10 protein-coding genes are annotated in these 15,007 nt (G+C 70.2%); 6 read left to right on the top strand and 4 right to left on the bottom strand.

Annotation, left to right across the window (positions count from 1 at the left end; genetic code table 11):
* Positions 1-114 precede the first annotated feature (114 nt).
* Both OG589_RS38270 and OG589_RS38265 read left to right on the top strand, forming a co-directional pair.
* The gene (locus OG589_RS38270; protein WP_405143381.1) at positions 115-4,305 is read left to right on the top strand and encodes a HAMP domain-containing protein; all 4,191 of its coding nucleotides are present in this window, start codon (positions 115-117) and stop codon (positions 4,303-4,305) included.
* Positions 4,305-4,919 carry a two-component system response regulator gene (locus OG589_RS38265; protein ID WP_405143380.1) on the top strand — a complete coding sequence of 205 codons (615 nt, stop codon included), beginning with the start codon at positions 4,305-4,307 and terminating at the stop codon, positions 4,917-4,919. The genes OG589_RS38270 and OG589_RS38265 overlap by 1 nt, the downstream gene beginning before the upstream one ends.
* Positions 4,920-4,932: 13 nt before the next feature.
* Here the strand turns inward: OG589_RS38265 and OG589_RS38260 are convergent, their stop codons facing one another.
* Both OG589_RS38260 and OG589_RS38255 read right to left on the bottom strand, forming a co-directional pair.
* Positions 4,933-6,648 (bottom strand): RelA/SpoT family protein, encoded by a 1,716-nt coding sequence (locus tag OG589_RS38260; protein WP_405143379.1) that lies wholly within the window; start codon positions 6,646-6,648, stop codon positions 4,933-4,935.
* A 57-nt stretch (positions 6,649-6,705) separates the two neighbouring features.
* Positions 6,706-8,643 (bottom strand): NYN domain-containing protein, encoded by a 1,938-nt coding sequence (locus tag OG589_RS38255; RefSeq protein ID WP_405143378.1) that lies wholly within the window; start codon positions 8,641-8,643, stop codon positions 6,706-6,708.
* Positions 8,644-8,875: 232 nt separating this feature from the next.
* Between OG589_RS38255 and pyrE the strand changes: the two genes are divergently transcribed.
* On the top strand, positions 8,876-9,412 hold the full coding sequence (pyrE, locus tag OG589_RS38250) for an orotate phosphoribosyltransferase (RefSeq protein ID WP_405143377.1): 537 nt from the start codon (positions 8,876-8,878) through the stop codon (positions 9,410-9,412).
* 11 nt (positions 9,413-9,423) lie between these two features.
* Here pyrE and OG589_RS38245 read toward each other — a convergent pair whose 3' ends face one another.
* Both OG589_RS38245 and OG589_RS38240 read right to left on the bottom strand, forming a co-directional pair.
* Complete coding sequence (locus tag OG589_RS38245; RefSeq protein ID WP_405143376.1) at positions 9,424-9,858, bottom strand: hypothetical protein; 435 nt, start codon at positions 9,856-9,858, stop codon at positions 9,424-9,426.
* 100 nt (positions 9,859-9,958) lie between these two features.
* Positions 9,959-10,651: a DedA family protein gene (locus OG589_RS38240; RefSeq protein ID WP_405143374.1), complete on the bottom strand. Its 693-nt coding sequence runs from the start codon at positions 10,649-10,651 to the stop codon at positions 9,959-9,961.
* Positions 10,652-10,864: 213 nt separating this feature from the next.
* Between OG589_RS38240 and fbaA the strand changes: the two genes are divergently transcribed.
* From fbaA to OG589_RS38225, 3 genes are all read left to right on the top strand, one after another.
* Complete coding sequence (gene fbaA, locus OG589_RS38235) at positions 10,865-11,887, top strand: class II fructose-bisphosphate aldolase (RefSeq protein ID WP_405143372.1); 1,023 nt, start codon at positions 10,865-10,867, stop codon at positions 11,885-11,887.
* A gap of 230 nt (positions 11,888-12,117) precedes the next feature.
* Positions 12,118-13,695 (top strand): asparagine synthase-related protein, encoded by a 1,578-nt coding sequence (locus tag OG589_RS38230; protein WP_405143370.1) that lies wholly within the window; start codon positions 12,118-12,120, stop codon positions 13,693-13,695.
* 55 nt (positions 13,696-13,750) lie between these two features.
* The gene (locus OG589_RS38225; RefSeq protein ID WP_405143369.1) at positions 13,751-14,971 is read left to right on the top strand and encodes a class I SAM-dependent methyltransferase; all 1,221 of its coding nucleotides are present in this window, start codon (positions 13,751-13,753) and stop codon (positions 14,969-14,971) included.
* Positions 14,972-15,007 lie beyond the last annotated feature (36 nt).

Below are 15,007 nucleotides of genomic sequence, written 5' to 3'. Positions count from 1 at the left end.
TGCTTACCACAGTCGGCTCCCACATGCGGTCAATCGACTGGGCGACCGCATGGCGTCCTTCATGCCAGACTGGCACTACTCCGAGTCCCGCCCGAACAGCGTGAAGGAGGCTTCATGAAGGGTACCCCGACCACGGGGGCCAGTTCGGAGCGGTCCTATACCGAGTCTGAGCTCCGGCCCCTCTTGGAGACGCTCATCACGTGGCGTGACGGCGACTTCCGCCGACGGGTGCCCCATGCCCCACCGGGCATACTCAGCGAGGTCCGCCTGCTGGTCAACGAGGTGGCCGACCGCCGTGAGCACCTCGCGAACGAGCTGCTCCGCGTCCGCCGCGAAGTGGTCAAGGAGGGGCGCTTCGGCGTCCGCCTGACTCCGGGGCCGGGCGTGGGCTCCTGGGCCGAGAGCGTCGACTCCGTGAACGCCCTGATCGACGCCCTCGTCGGCCCGGTCAGCAGCGCGGCCGACGTCCTCGACGCGGTCGCCCAGGGCGATCTCTCCCGCCGCATCGACATGGACCGCACCTCCCGCGGAGAGGTGCGCCGGCTCGGCAAGGCCATCAACGGCATGGTCGACCAGCTCTCGCTCTTCAGCTCAGAGGTCACCCGCGTCGCCCGCGAGGTCGGCTCGGAGGGCCAGCTCGGCGGCCGGGCCAACCTGCGCGGCATGTCGGGAAGCTGGCGCGACCTCACCGAGGCCGTGAACACCATGTCCAGCCGGGTCTCAGCCCAGGTCCGCGACATCGCCGTGGTCACCACCGCCGTGGCGCGGGGCGACCTCAGCCGCAAGGTCACGGTCGACGCGGTCGGCGAGATGCTGGAGCTCAAGAACACCGTCAACACCATGGTCGACCAGCTCTCCGCCTTCGCCGAGGAGGTCACCCGTGTCGCCCGCGAGGTCGGCACCGAGGGCGAGCTGGGCGGCCAGGCCCGCGTGCGGGGCGTGTCGGGCGTCTGGAAGGACCTCACCGACAACGTCAACGTCATGGCGAGCAACCTCACGAGCCAGGTGCGCAACATCGCCACCGTGGCGACGGCCGTCGCGCAGGGCGATCTCTCCAAGAAGATCACCGCGGACGCCAGGGGCGAGATCCTCCAGCTCAAAGAGACCCTCAACACGATGGTCGACCAGCTCTCGCTGTTCGCCGACGAGGTCACCCGCGTCGCCCGCGAGGTCGGCACCGAGGGCCAGCTCGGCGGCCGTGCCGAGGTGAAGGGCGTGTCGGGCGTCTGGAAGGACCTCACCGACAACGTCAACAGCATGGCCAACAACCTCACCTACCAGGTGCGCAACATCGCCCAGGTGACCAAGGCCGTGGCCGGCGGCGACCTGTCGAAGAAGATCGACGTCGACGCCCAGGGCGAGATCCTGGAGCTGAAGTCCACGATCAACACCATGGTCGACCAGCTCTCGTCGGTCGCCTCCGAGGTGAGCCGCGTGGCCCGCGAGGTGGGCTCCGAGGGCCAGCTCGGCGGCCAGGCGCAGGTGCGCGGCGTGTCGGGCGTCTGGAAGGACCTCACCGACAACGTCAATTTCATGGCGAACAACCTGACCTCCCAGGTGCGCCAGATCGCGGCCGTCTCCACGGCGGTCGTCCAGGGCAACCTGTCCCGCAAGATCACGGTGGACGCGCAGGGCGAGATCCTGCAGCTCAAGGACACCGTGAACACCATGGTCGACCAGCTCTCGCTGTTCGCCGACGAGGTCACCCGCGTCGCGCGCGAGGTCGGCACCATGGGTCAGCTCGGCGGCCAGGCCAGGGTCCGCGGCGTGTCGGGCGTCTGGAAGGACCTCACCGACAACGTCAACCTGATGGCCACCAACCTCACCTACCAGGTGCGCAACATCGGCGAGGTCACCACGGCGGTCGCCAGGGGCGACCTGTCCCGCAAGATCGACGTCGACGCCCAGGGCGAGATCCTCGTCCTCAAGACCACCATCAACAGGATGGTCGACCAGCTCTCCTCGTTCGCCTCCGAGGTCACCCGCGTCGCCCGCGAGGTCGCCTCAGAGGGGCAGCTCGGCGGCCAGGCCCGTGTGGAGGGCGTCGAGGGCACCTGGAAGCGGCTCACCGAGAGCGTGAACGAGCTGGCCAGCAACCTCACCACCCAGGTGCGCGCCATCGCCGAGGTCACCAGCGCGGTCGCCCGCGGAGACCTGACCCGCTTGATCACCGTCGACGCGCAGGGCGAGCTGGCCGACCTGAAGGACAACATCAACACGATGGTGTCCAACCTGGTCGCCACCACCAAGGCCAACCAGGAGCAGGACTGGCTCAAGAGCAACCTCGCCCGCGTCTCCCGCCTCATGCAGGGCCACCGCGACCTCATGGAGGTCGCCAAGCTCATCATGAGCGAGCTGACGCCGCTGGTGTCCGCGCGGTACGGCGCCTTCTACATGGTGCCGAGCCCGCACGACAACGAGCTGCGGCTGATCGCCGGCTACGGCGTGCGGCCCGGCCGCAACCCCCGGCAGAGCTTCGCCTTCGGGCAGGGCATCGTGGGGCAGGCCGCCGCGGAGGGCCGGCCGATCGTGCTGGACGACGTCCCCTCCGACTATCTGACCATCGACTCCGGGCTGAGCCGGTCGACTCCGGCCCAGATCGTGGTGCTGCCGGTGCTGTTCGAGGACCAGGTGCTCGGCGTGCTGGAGCTTGCCTCGTTCAGCCGGTTCGGCGAGGTCCATCTGGCCTTCCTCAACCAGCTCGTCGAGACCATCGGCGTCACGATGAACACCATCATCGCCAACTCCCGCACCGAGGGCCTGCTCATCGAGTCCCAGCGGCTCACCACCGAGCTCCGCGAGCGCTCCGACGAGCTCCAGCGGCAGCAGGAGGAGCTGCGCAGGTCCAACGCCGAGCTTGAGGACAAGGCCGCCCTGCTGGCCAAGCAGAACCGCGCCATCGAGATCCAGAACTTCCAGATCGAGCAGGCCCGCCGCACCCTGGAGGAGCGCGCCGAGCAGCTCGCGGTCTCCTCGCGCTACAAGTCCGAGTTCCTCGCCAACATGTCCCACGAGCTGCGCACCCCGCTGAACAGCCTCCTGGTGCTGGCCAAGCTCCTCACCGAGAACAGCGACGGCAACCTGACCTCCCAGCAGGTGGAGTTCGCCAGAACCATCCACGGAGCCGGCTCGGCGCTGCTGCAGCTGATCAACGACATCCTCGACCTGTCCAAGGTCGAGGCCGGCCGCATGGACATCTACCCGCAGCAGCTCTCGCTGCCCAAGCTGGTCGACTACGTCGAGGCCACCTTCACCCCGCTCGCCCAGGACAAGGGGCTCTCCTTCACGGTCGAGGTCGGCCCGTCGGTGCCCGAGGAGCTCCGCACGGACGAGCAGCGCCTCCAGCAGGTGCTGCGCAACCTGCTGTCCAACGCGGTGAAGTTCACGCCGAAGGGCGAGGTGCGGCTCAACATCACCCGCGCGGCGGGCGGCGTGCCGTACATCGACGAGACGCTCCAGGACAGCGACGACATCCTGTCGTTCGAGGTGGTGGACACCGGCATCGGCATCGCGCCCGAGAAGCTCGACGTGATCTTCGAGGCGTTCCGCCAGGCCGACGGCACGACCAGCCGCAAGTACGGCGGCACCGGCCTCGGCCTGTCGATCTGCCGCGAGATCGCCCGGCTGCTCGGCGGCGAGATCCACGCCAAGAGCGAGCCCGGGCACGGCAGCACGTTCACGCTCCACCTGCCGATCAGCTACGCCGGGCCGCTCGCGGGCGGGGACGGCGGGGCGGCGGTCTCGCTGCCCGGCGTCCAGCACGGGCGGGCGCTGGAGCTCGACGCCTCCGACGTGCTGCCCGAGATGCCGCTGAACGACGACCTGCGGATGCCCCAGCTGTCCCAGCCCACCGAGAGCCAGACCTGGCAGGGCGACGATCCGCTGAACGGTGCGAAGATCCTCATTGTGGACGACGACATCCGCAACGTCTTCGCGCTCACGAGCGTGCTCGAAAGGCACGGCTCCACCGTGGTCTACGCCGAGAACGGCCGCGAGGGCATCGAGCAGCTCGAACGCAACGAGGACGTCGCGCTGGTGCTGATGGACATCATGATGCCCGAGATGGACGGGTGGGCCACGACCTCGGCCATCCGCCGCATGCCGCAGTTCGCCGACCTGCCGATCATCGCGCTCACCGCCAAGGTCATGCGCGGCGACAGGGAGAAGAGCATCGCCTCCGGCGCCTCCGACTACGTTCCCAAGCCGGTGGACGTCGATCGCCTGCTCGAACGCCTGCGGGGCTGGCTCACGCGCGGGCGGGGGCCAGCCGGTGATGGAAGAGACGGAAGAGAAGGACGCGGTTGATGCCGGACCGAGCGAAAATCCTCCTGGTCGACGACCGAGAGGAGAACCTCATCGCTTTGGAGGCCATTCTCAGCTCGCTCGACGTGGTCGCCGTGCGGGCGCGGTCCGGGGAGGAGGCCCTCAAGGCGCTGCTCAGCATCGAGTTCGCGCTCATCCTGCTCGACGTGCGGATGCCCGGCATGGACGGCTTCGAGACGGCGGCGCACATCAAGCGGCGCGAGCGCACCCGCAACATCCCGATCATCTTCCTCACGGTGGTCGACAGCGCCCCCGACTACGCCTTCCGCGGGTACGCCGCGGGCGCGGTCGACTACCTCACCAAGCCCTTCGACCCGTGGGTGCTGCGGGCCAAGGTGTCGGTGTTCGTCGAGCTCTACAACATGAACCGCAGGCTGGCCGAGCAGGCGTCCCTGCTGCGCGAGCGCCTGAGCGTCGAGCTGACGGACGGCACGGCCGCCGAGGTGCTGCCCGAGCTGTCCCGGCGGCTGACCGCCGTGGAGGACGAGCTGTCGCGGGTCGTCGAGCTGGCCGAGAAGTCCAACGGCGGCGCTCCCCTGAGCGATCTCTCCGAGCGCCTGCTGCACCTGCGCGCGGGCTTCGACGCCCTCTCCTGAACGGGCCCGGGGGTCAGGCGCTGTCGGCCGTGAGCTTGGACACCAGGGTGTCCAGCTCCACGGCGCCCGCCGCCACCGCCGCGTACAGGTCGTCCAGCTCGCGGTAGCCCAGGCGCCCCGCGACGCTGCCCGACACCCCCCGGGACTCCAGGTCGAGAAGCTCCATGCCGGTCGCGGCGACGGCCTCGGACACCATGCGCCGCCCGGTGTCCGCCGCGTCGTCCGCGCTCTGGGCGGCCAGATGCCGGCGGATCAGCAGCCGGGCCGTCGGCGTGGTCGCGGCGTCGAGCCCCTCAGCGGAGGGACGGGCCGTCTCGGCGGTGAGAATGTGCACCACCGCGCCGTTGTCCAGCCGCGCGTGCAACGGCGCCAGCCTGCCGTTGACCAGGGCCCCGATGGCGTGGTTGCCGATCTCGGGGCCGAGGGCGTAGGCGAAGTCGATCGGGGTCGCCCCGGGAGGCAGCGGGATCACCTCGCCCTCGGTCGTGAACGCGGCGATCAGATCGGGGCGCAGGTCGCCGCGCAGCGACTCCAGGAAGTCGGCGGAGGACGCGTCGTTCTGCCAGGCCAGCAGGCGGCGCAGCCATTCGAGGTCGATGCGCCCCGCCACGTCGGCGCGCTGCCCCCTGGACGCGTCGTGGATGTGGGCGGCGAGCCCGCGCTCGGCCAGGCGGTGCATCTGCCGGGTGCGGATGATGACGTCCATGACCTTGCCGCCGTCGGCGATCACCCGCGTGTGCAGCGCGCGGTAGAGGTTGAACCTCGGCAACGAGATGAAGTCCTTCAGCCTCCCCGGCACCGGGCTCATGCTGGTGTGGACGGCCCCGAGCGCGATGTAGCAGTCGCGGTCCTCCCCGTCGACGAGCACCAGCAGCCGGAACAGGTCGGCGGGCTGGAGCGTGTCGAGGTGGTGGCCCACGTCGAGATGGACGGCCCACAGGTGGCGGCGGTGAAGCATCACCTCACCCGAGAGCCGCTGTTCCTTCAGCGAGGCCCTCAGGCGGCGCACGGCGGGCTCCAGGAGCAGCCGTCCCTCGGGCACCCTGGCCGCGAGCGCGGCGTCGATGGCCGCGTGGGCCTCCGGCTGTAACACCGAGAAGCAGAGGTCGTCCATCTCGCGCTTGAGCTCGTACATGCCGAGCCGCTCGGCGAAGGGGATCAGCAGCTCCTGGGACTGGCGGGCGATGCGCTGCTGCTTGTGCGCGGGCTGGAAGCCGAGCGTGCGGAGATTGTGCAACCGGTCGGCGAGCTTGATGAGCAGGACCCGCAGGTCGGCGGCGGCGGCGAGGATCATCTTGCGGAAGGTCTCGGCCTCGGCGCGCTCCCCCCACCTGGAGCCGTCGAGCTTGGTCACCCCGTCGACCAGGACGGCGATCTCGTCGCCGAAGTCCGACCGCAGCTCGTCGAGCGTGTAGGAGGTGTCCTCGATCGTGTCGTGCAGGAGCGCCGCCTGCAGAGTGGCGGTGTCCATGCCGAGCTCGGCCAGGATGAGCGTGACCTCGATCGGATGGATGATGTACGGCTCGCCCGACTTGCGGGACTGGCCGCGGTGCGCCAGCTCGGCGGCCTCGTACGCCCGGCGCACGGGACCGAGCTTGGCCTTCGGATAACCGGCCCGGTGGGCGCGGAGCACGGGCTCTAGGTCGACGGTGCCCGTCGAACGCCCGGCACGCGCCGCCTGTCTCATGGCCCGGGCGTCGCGACGGCCCGGGGGCTGCTCGTCACCCATCGTTCCCCCTCGCCACCGGGAGCCATCGGCACGGAACGCGCCCGCATGGCTCCAACGTTAGCGCCGGGCGCGTTCCAGGGCGTCCCAGAAGCCACGGCGAAGCGCGTGGCGTACTTCGTCGTGCAGGAGGAAGTCGATCGGGAGCGACGAGCCCTGGAGCAACCGCGCCTCGAGATCGGAGGGCATGCGCGGCTTGCGGGCGAGCACGGCCTCCAGCCAGAGGGCGGGGGCGTCCCTGGCGACGGACTCGCCGAAGTCGTGCCCCTCCTTGTGCGCGGCCTTCACCGCGTCGGCCAGGGTCGTGGTGCCCGGCGTGGCGGTGTGCGAGGGAACGGGGGCCGGCTGCGGGCCGGTGTAGGGCCCCAACTGGGGGCCGGGGTAGGTCGGGGGCCCGCCCGAGGAGCCCATGTTGTACTGGCTGGGCACGGCCGGGGGCTGCGAGGGCACGGGCGCCGCCATGGGCGGGGAGGGCGGTGCCTGGGGGGGCGGCTGCGGAGGGGAGTGGGAGGGCTGCTGCGGCTCCGCGGCGTAGCCGGAGTAGGCGGCGGGCAGCGCGGGCTGTGCGGAGCGCGGCGTGCTCGGCGGCGCGACCCCACGCGACCCGGACCCGTGCGATCCGGACCCGTGCGACCCCGACCCACGGGAGCCGGTCGCGTGCGACCCGGAGCCGTATGAACCCTGGGAATCATGGGACCCGGAGCCGTATGAACCCTGGGAATCATGGGACCCGGACCCGTGGGAGCCCGACCCATGGGACCCGGACCCGTAGGACCCGGAGCCCTGGGAGTCGAATCCCTGGGAGCCAGGATTGGAGCCGTGGGAGTTCGGGCCGGCGCCCTGAGAACTCAGGCCCGAGCCCTGCGAGCCGGTGGCACTCCAGGAGCCGGTGGCCGGGGCGCTCGGCTCCATCGAGCCGGACCCGTGGGCGGCGGACCCCTGCGCTGCCGACGGGGGCGAGTCGTCCCCGGGGGACAGTGAACCGTGGGAGCCCAGCCCGAAGGACGTGGACCCGGTGGAACTCGCACCGAGAGGGCTCGAACCGGGGGGCGACCCGTGAGAGCCGGACGTGAGACCGCTCGGCCCCTGGCCGGACGCCAGACCGCTCGGCCCCTGGCCGGACGTGAGACCGCTCGGCCCCTGGGAGGTGGCGACCTCCTGGGACGGCCCGGCGGAGCCCTGCCCCTGAGTACCGGACCCTAGGGACCCGTGGGAGCCCGAGCTGTGGGAGCCGGTGCCGAAGGCGCTGGACCCGTGGGACCCGGACCCGTGGGAGCCCGACCCGAGGGAGGAGGATGCCGAGGCTCCGGACCCGGCGGTCTGCGCGGTACCGGAGGAGGAAGGCTGGTGGCCGTTGCTCTGGGCGTGGCCGTTCTCCATGGGCCGGCCGTTGCTCAGCGGCTGCGGGAGGTGCTGCCCGTTGACGGACGTGGACCCGAGGTCGGCGCCGCCCGTGATGTTGCCGGTCACGAGGTTGACGTACGGCCGCAGATGGCCGCTGCCGATCTCGATGAGGTCGTCGCACTCCTGCTGGAGGGTGCGCGACACCGCCCAGCTGCCGTCGGCCGCGATGTGGATGACGGTGACCCGGATGCCGAGATCCTGGGCGTCGCTCACCACCTGGGCGAGATCCTCGTCGCCGCTGACCACGACGGCGTCGCAGATGGCGTTGTTGCGGGCCAGCGTCATCAGGTCGCGGTGGACCTGGGCGTCCACACCCTCGCGCCGGCCGGGCCTGATGCGCGCCAGGCGCAGCTTGAGGCCCGGGATGTCGGCCAGCGCGTCGTGCTCGGGGGTGCGCCTGCCCTCGACGGTGGCCTCGTACCAGTAGCAGCGAAGGAGCGGCAGGTCGGTGCGCTCGCGCGAGAGGGTGGACAGGAGTTGCAGCAGACCGGGGTAGTCCCAGGCGACGGCTTCGCGATGGCGGGTCCCATGCACGGCCATCGCGCCGTCCGCCAGCAGGTAGCCGGCGTCCACGAACAGCGCGCAGCGATCCACGCGACACCGCCCTTTCTACATGGCCCAAGCCCGGTGGCAGCCGAAGCCCGGCCCTATCTCAGGGTAATGAAGCCACTGATCGTGCGAGGGTGAATCCCGGCGATTCGGCCCGCGCCTGACCACATCTAGGAACGTTCACGCGAACCGTACCAGTTTGCCCTCTATAACCGACCTGCGGTGATAAACGAGTAGCCCATCGGTCCACCCGAATCCCCCCCTCTAGGCTGGCCCCATGAGCGACCGTGCGAATCTGCTGGACGAGATCAAGAACAAAGGGGTGGTGCACGGGCGGGTCGTGCTCTCCTCGGGCCGCGAGGCCGACTGGTATGTGGACCTGAGGCGCATCACGCTGGACGGCACCGCCGCCCCGCTGGTCGGGCGGGTGATGCTCGACCTCACCGAGGACCTCGACTACGACGCCGTGGGCGGGCTCACCCTGGGCGCCGACCCCCTGGCCGCCGCCATGCTGCACGCGGCGGCGGGACGCGGGCGCCGTCTGGACGCGTTCGTCGTGCGCAAGGAGGGCAAGGCCCACGGCCTGCAACGCCGCATCGAGGGGCCCGATGTCGCGGGCCGCCGCGTGCTCGCCGTGGAGGACACCTCGACCACCGGCGGGTCGGTGCTGACGGCGGTGGAGGCGTTGCGCGAGGCGGGGGCCGAGATCGTCGGCGTGGCGACGATCGTGGACCGCGGCGCGGCGGCGAAGATCGAGGAGACCGGGCTGCCCTACCGCACCGCCTACACGCTCGCGGACCTCGGCCTCGACTGAGCGAATGCCGGTCAGCCCGGCCGGCCCTCGCGCTTGACCGTGAAGCTCTGCCGCTCCCCTGGCTTGCCGGGGGAGCGCGCCTTGCCGTTCAACTCGACGTACACCGTGGAGGCGTCGCCGAGGACCACGTCGAGGTTCGGCTGGGAGTAGACCGCCTGCTGGCCCCGGCTCAGGTCGCGGTCCTCCACGACGTCGCCACCGGTGACGCGGACGAACAGGGGGCACCGGTCGGCCCTGCACTCGACGAAGACGGTGGGGATCTCGGTGCCTGCCGAGGTCTGGTCGACCGAGGGCGCGCCGGGGGACGAGGATGCCGAGACGGTCTGCGTCACCTGGCCGGAGCCGTCCGGGCCAGGCGGCGCGGCGCCCGGGTCGTCGGACTTCAGCGACCCCACCAGGGACAGAACTCCGAGCACGATCAGAGCCAGCACCACGACGATCGCCAAGCCTACGAGAAGCAGGCGGGCGATTCCCATGGGGTCAGACCGATGGCGTCCCACATACCGGAGAGTAGCGCCTGCGTGCGAGCACCAACGCCCCTCCGAGCTACAGCGGGGTGGCCGAGTCGCGGTGGTGCCGGCCGCGAGGCCCGCCGGCTCCGTCCCTCGACTCCCTGCGGCTCTTCAGCACCTCACGCACGATCGGGATGATCGAGAGCAGGATGATCAGCACGGCGCCGGGGAGGATGTAGCGGTCGACGTTCGGGATGGCGCTGCCGGCGAAATAGCCGATGAGGAGCATCGACTCGGTCCACAGGATGCCGCCGATGACGTTCCACAGGAAGAACTTCGGAGCGGGCATGCCGAGCATGCCGGCGACCGGGTTGAGGAAGGTGCGCACGATCGGGATGAACCTCGCCAGCACCACGGCCTTCGACGGCCCGAACTTCTGGAAGTAGTGCTCGGCCTTCTCGACGTACTCCCGCTTGAACAGGCGGGAGTCGGGCTTGGAGAAGAGCCGGGGGCCGGACTTCGCGCCGATGAGGTGCCCTAGCTGGGCGCCGGCGACGGCGCAGAGCGGGGCGGCGACGAGGAGAACGGCCAGCGGGAACGGCGAGTCGAGGCCGACCGAGGACGCGACCGCCGCGGAGGCTCCCATCCCGGCGACGACCAGGAGCGAGTCACCCGGCAGGAAGAAGCCGATGAGCAGCCCGGTCTCCGCGAAGATGATCGCGAGGATGCCGATGAGCCCGAAGGTGACGATCCACCATTGGGCGTCCAGAAGATTTGTGAGGTCCATCACGGATGAGGGTACCCCCGCCAGGCGGGTCAGGCGCGCTGGAGGGGTAGGACCAGGTATGTCTGGCCATGACGGGCCAACAGGACGCGAAGCCTCGTTTGTGAACACGAGCCCGGCTCCTGCTTCCTCGCCCGCCGCTCCTTCGCAATACTTGCCCCGGGGAAGACCGAGCCCCGTGCCCGCCATCCGTTCCTTCCAGGGAGATGACTTCCGATGCCTATCGCGACCCCAGAGGTCTACGCCGACATGCTCGACCGGGCCAAGGCCAATGGTTTCGCATACCCGGCGATCAACGTGACCTCCTCGCAGACGTTGAACGCCACGCTCCGCGGTTTCGCCGAGGCCGAGAGCGACGGCATCGTCCAGGTCTCGACCGGTGGCGCCGAGTACCTGTCCGGCACGTCGGTGAAGGACATGGTCACCGGAGCCGTCGCGCTCGCGGAGTACGCCCGCGTCGTCGCGGACAAGTACCCCGTGAACATCGCGCTGCACACCGACCACTGCCCGAAGGACAAGCTCGACGGCTTCGTGCGCCCGCTGCTGGAGATCTCGCGGCAGCGCGTGGCCTCCGGCAAGGACCCCCTGTTCCAGTCGCACATGTGGGACGGCTCCGCCTGCCCCCTCGACGAGAACCTCCAGATCGCCCAGGAGCTCCTCGAGAAGGCCCGCGAGGCCAACGTGGTGCTGGAGGTCGAGATCGGGGTCGTCGGCGGCGAGGAGGACGGCGTCGTCGGCGAGATGAACGAGAAGCTCTACAGCACCCCGGAGGACGCCCTCGCCACCGCCGAGGCGCTCGGCCTCGGCGAGCGTGGCCGCTACCTGCTGGCCGCCACCTTCGGCAACGTGCACGGCGTCTACAAGCCGGGCCACGTCAAGCTCCGCCCGAGCGTGCTGAAGGAGATCCAGGAGGCCGTCGCCGCCAAGTACGGCAAGGAGAAGCCCTTCTACCTGGTCTTCCACGGCGGTTCCGGCTCCTCTCTCGACGAGATCCGCGAGGCGATCTCCTACGGCGTGGTGAAGATGAACATCGACACCGACACGCAGTACGCCTTCACCCGCCCGGTCGCCGACCACATGTTCCGCAAGTACGACGGCGTGCTGAAGGTCGACGGCGACGTGGGCAACAAGAAGGACTACGACCCGCGCGCGTGGGGCAAGTCCGCCGAGAGCGGCATGGCCGCCCGCGTCACGCAGGCCTGCCAGGACCTGCTGTCCGCCGGCACGAAGATCTCCTGAACCCGGGCATCTGACTAGATGTCGGCCTAGGTTGTCGACGAGGTCCTGACTTGCATGGAACGGGCTGGCCGCACGGTCCGCCCGTTCCATGTGAATTTCCTGAGAAAGTACGTAAAAAGAGTTGGTATCGAGGCAGAAGTAACAAATACCTCGTTAGCATGAGCTAAATGTCCATCTCCTACCGAGCGCGACCATATGTGTGCGGTGCCATCGGAAAGTGGGATGCACGCGTGGCTGAGCGGCTGCTGTCGGCCTCGCCACGAGGGCTCGACGAGGTCCACCGTTCTCCCATGGCCGCCCTGTGGTCGACGGGCGAGCCCGAGAACTGGTCGGCGGGACCGCGCTCCGGCTACCTGTGGTGGCCCGCGGCGAGCGGCCTTCCGCAGCCCCGTTCATGGCAGGACGCCTCCGAGCGCCGCCTCGCGGCGGGACTGGTCTTCGACCGCGAGAGCGTGGTTCTGCACACCGACGCCCTTGGACTTCACGAGCTCAACGTCCGGCGACTCGGGGACGCGCTCTACTTCTCCGCGCGGCACGACCCTCTGGTGGAGCTGGACGACACGCCTCTCCATGTCGACTGGTCCGCCTGGGCGAACCTGCTGCTGATGACCACGCCGATCGGCGATCAGACGCTCTTTTCCGAGATCAAGCACCTGGAACCCGCCACCGCCTGGCGTGCCACCGGCGACAGGCTGGAGCGGGTCGGCTTCGAGGCCTCGTGGCTCGCGGCGGAACCGGACGACCCGCCGTCGCCCGAGGAGATGGTCGACCTGATCGCGGAGCGGATCCCGCATCGCGCCGGGCCGGTGGCCATCGGGCTCAGCGGAGGCTGGGACTCCCGGCTGCTCGCCGCGCTGGCGGCCCGCCGCCCGGAGAGCCGCCTGGAGGCGTGGACGACCAGCACCGACGACGGCCTGGACCTCGACATCGTCTGCGCGCGGACCGTCGCGGAGGCGCTCGGCCTGCCGCAGCACGTGGTGACGCCCGGACGGGAATCCTGGCTGGAGGAGCACAGGGAGGTATGGCGTCGCACCCAGTACCAGACCCTGCACCACGGCTGGGCCATGCCGTACGCCAGGGCGGTCCACGGCCTGCGGGGGCCGTTGATCGACGGGTGCCTGGGGGACGCACTGCTCAGGAGCCGTGGCGACCACGAAGAGGTTCCGCTCGCCGCGAGCCACGAGCAGGCGCGGAAGATCTCCTGGGATGTCATGTCAGGACATGTACCCCGACATGAGGAGATCTGGGCGCCAGGTGTGGTCGACGTCCTCACCGATCTCGGCCTTTCGAGCTTCCACCGGGTGATGCGGCCGGTCGAGGGGCACCACGCCATGCCGATCCTGGCAAGGCTCGTCTCCTCCCGCGGCATCTTCACCTCCCCCACCTGGCTGCTCGGGCCGGAGGCGGAGGTCTGGCTGCCGTTCGCCCACCCCGACGTGGTCACGAACTCCCTGCGCGTGCCGCTCGCCGAGCGCAAGGATCACGCGTACTACCTGGCGATGCTCGCGTACGGGGCTCCGAACGTGGCCTCGCTGCCCTCCACCAACGACCCCGGCGAGAAGCCCGCGCCGGGTCCACAGCGAAAAACCACTCCTGCCGCGCTGGCCTCGATCATCGAGGACATCGCGGGGTGCGAAGAGGTGCGCGCGATGCTCGGCCCTCGGCTGCTGGGGACGCTGAACGACCCCGGGCTCCGCGCACGACAGGCCCAGTGGACCGGACCGCTCTATGTCCTCCAGTGGGCGAGCATGCTCGCTCGCTGGCACGGCGAGTACCGCTCCCGTATCAGCTGGGAGCCCCTCGTCTGACCAGTGCATACTCTGGAACCCCCCGCCTGACCGGATACGTCCAGAAAGGGTAATAATGCGGACATTACCCCCCCGCCTACTGCTGATCATCAGCGCCGCCTTCGCGGGCCTCGCGGTGATCACGCTGGTGCTGCTGTCCGCTGCGGGAATCGTCGAACCTGCCTCGGCCGTCCAGATCGCCCTCTCCATCGTGATCCTGGCCATGGCGGCCGTGATGGTCGCGGGCGGGCGCAGGACCGACGGCAAGGCCCTGCGGATCGACGCGCGGACCAAGCGCCAGGACGCCGCGCTCGCGAGGACCGAGCAGACCCTCGCCCAGCTCGCGACCACGCTCGACGGGCTGCCGGGCCGCCTTGAGGACGCCGGCCGCCACCAGGCGCGCGTCCTGCTCTCCGCGCTCGGCGAGGATCGCATGGAGCTGACCGCGCAGACGGACCGGCTCGCCCAGCTCACGAGCGCCGTCTCCCGGGTCGACACCACCGTCAGGCAGAGCGCCGACGACCTCGACGACCTGCGCAAGCTCCGCCATGACAACGAGCAGCTCACCGGCCTCACCGGCACCGCCATCCAGGCCGTGCGCGACCTCGCCGAGCGGCTGGACGCCCTCGGCGGCACGGTACGGGACGGCCAGGCCGACCTGGCCAAGGCGGCGCGCCAGAACTACGCCCAGCTCGAAGCGCTCATCGACATCAGGGCGCTGCTCCAGCCTCGCGCCCCGCTTCCCCGGCTGCGCGGCTGGGCGGCCTCCCCAGACGTCCTGCGCCTGCTCATCGAGCGGATCGCGGTGGATCGTGCCAAGGTCGTCGTCGAGTGCGGCAGCGGTTCGTCCAGCGTCTGGCTCGGCTACGCCGTGCAGCGTTTCGGGGGCGGGCGGGTCGTCGCCCTGGAGCACGACGAGCGGTTCGCCGAGGCGTCGAGGGACCTCGTCCTCGCCCACGGGCTGCAGGACGTCGTCGAGATCCGCCACGCGCCGCTCACGTCCTGGAGCGACGAGATCATTCCCTGGTACGACACCCGCGCGGTGAGCGATCTGGACGGCATCGGGCTCGTCTTCGTGGACGGGCCTCCGGGAGCCGCCGCGCCGCTGGTGCGCTATCCGGCGGTGCCCGTGCTGCTGCCGCGCTGCGCCCCCGACGCGTGGATCGTCCTTGACGACACGAACCGCCCGGCCGAGCGCGAGGTGGCCGATCGCTGGCTCAGGGAGTATCCCGAGCTGGCGGGCACGGCCCACCCCGCGGAGAAGGGCGCGATGGTGCTCAGGCGGAACGCCGGATGAGGTGCCGACCCGTCCGGGCCCGGACGACCGAGGGGA

This window comes from Sphaerisporangium sp. NBC_01403 (assembly GCF_045040145.1).
Classification (GTDB): Bacteria; Actinomycetota; Actinomycetes; order Streptosporangiales; family Streptosporangiaceae; genus Sphaerisporangium; species Sphaerisporangium viridialbum.
The sequence above is the reverse complement of the archived record's forward strand: the minus strand, read 5'-3'. Positions and strand labels throughout refer to the sequence as shown.

What these genes read in the sequence shown, in the direction of transcription:
- pyrE (WP_405143377.1), top strand. Translation starts at nt 8,876, where the DNA reads ATGAGCGACCGTGCGAATCTGCTGGACGAGATCAAGAACAAAGGGGTG.
- OG589_RS38240 (WP_405143374.1), bottom strand. Translation starts at nt 10,651, where the DNA reads ATGGACCTCACAAATCTTCTGGACGCCCAATGGTGGATCGTCACCTTC.
- OG589_RS38270 (WP_405143381.1), top strand. Translation starts at nt 115, where the DNA reads ATGAAGGGTACCCCGACCACGGGGGCCAGTTCGGAGCGGTCCTATACC.
- OG589_RS38260 (WP_405143379.1), bottom strand. Translation starts at nt 6,648, where the DNA reads ATGGGTGACGAGCAGCCCCCGGGCCGTCGCGACGCCCGGGCCATGAGA.
- fbaA (WP_405143372.1), top strand. Translation starts at nt 10,865, where the DNA reads ATGCCTATCGCGACCCCAGAGGTCTACGCCGACATGCTCGACCGGGCC.
- OG589_RS38265 (WP_405143380.1), top strand. Translation starts at nt 4,305, where the DNA reads ATGCCGGACCGAGCGAAAATCCTCCTGGTCGACGACCGAGAGGAGAAC.
- OG589_RS38225 (WP_405143369.1), top strand. Translation starts at nt 13,751, where the DNA reads ATGCGGACATTACCCCCCCGCCTACTGCTGATCATCAGCGCCGCCTTC.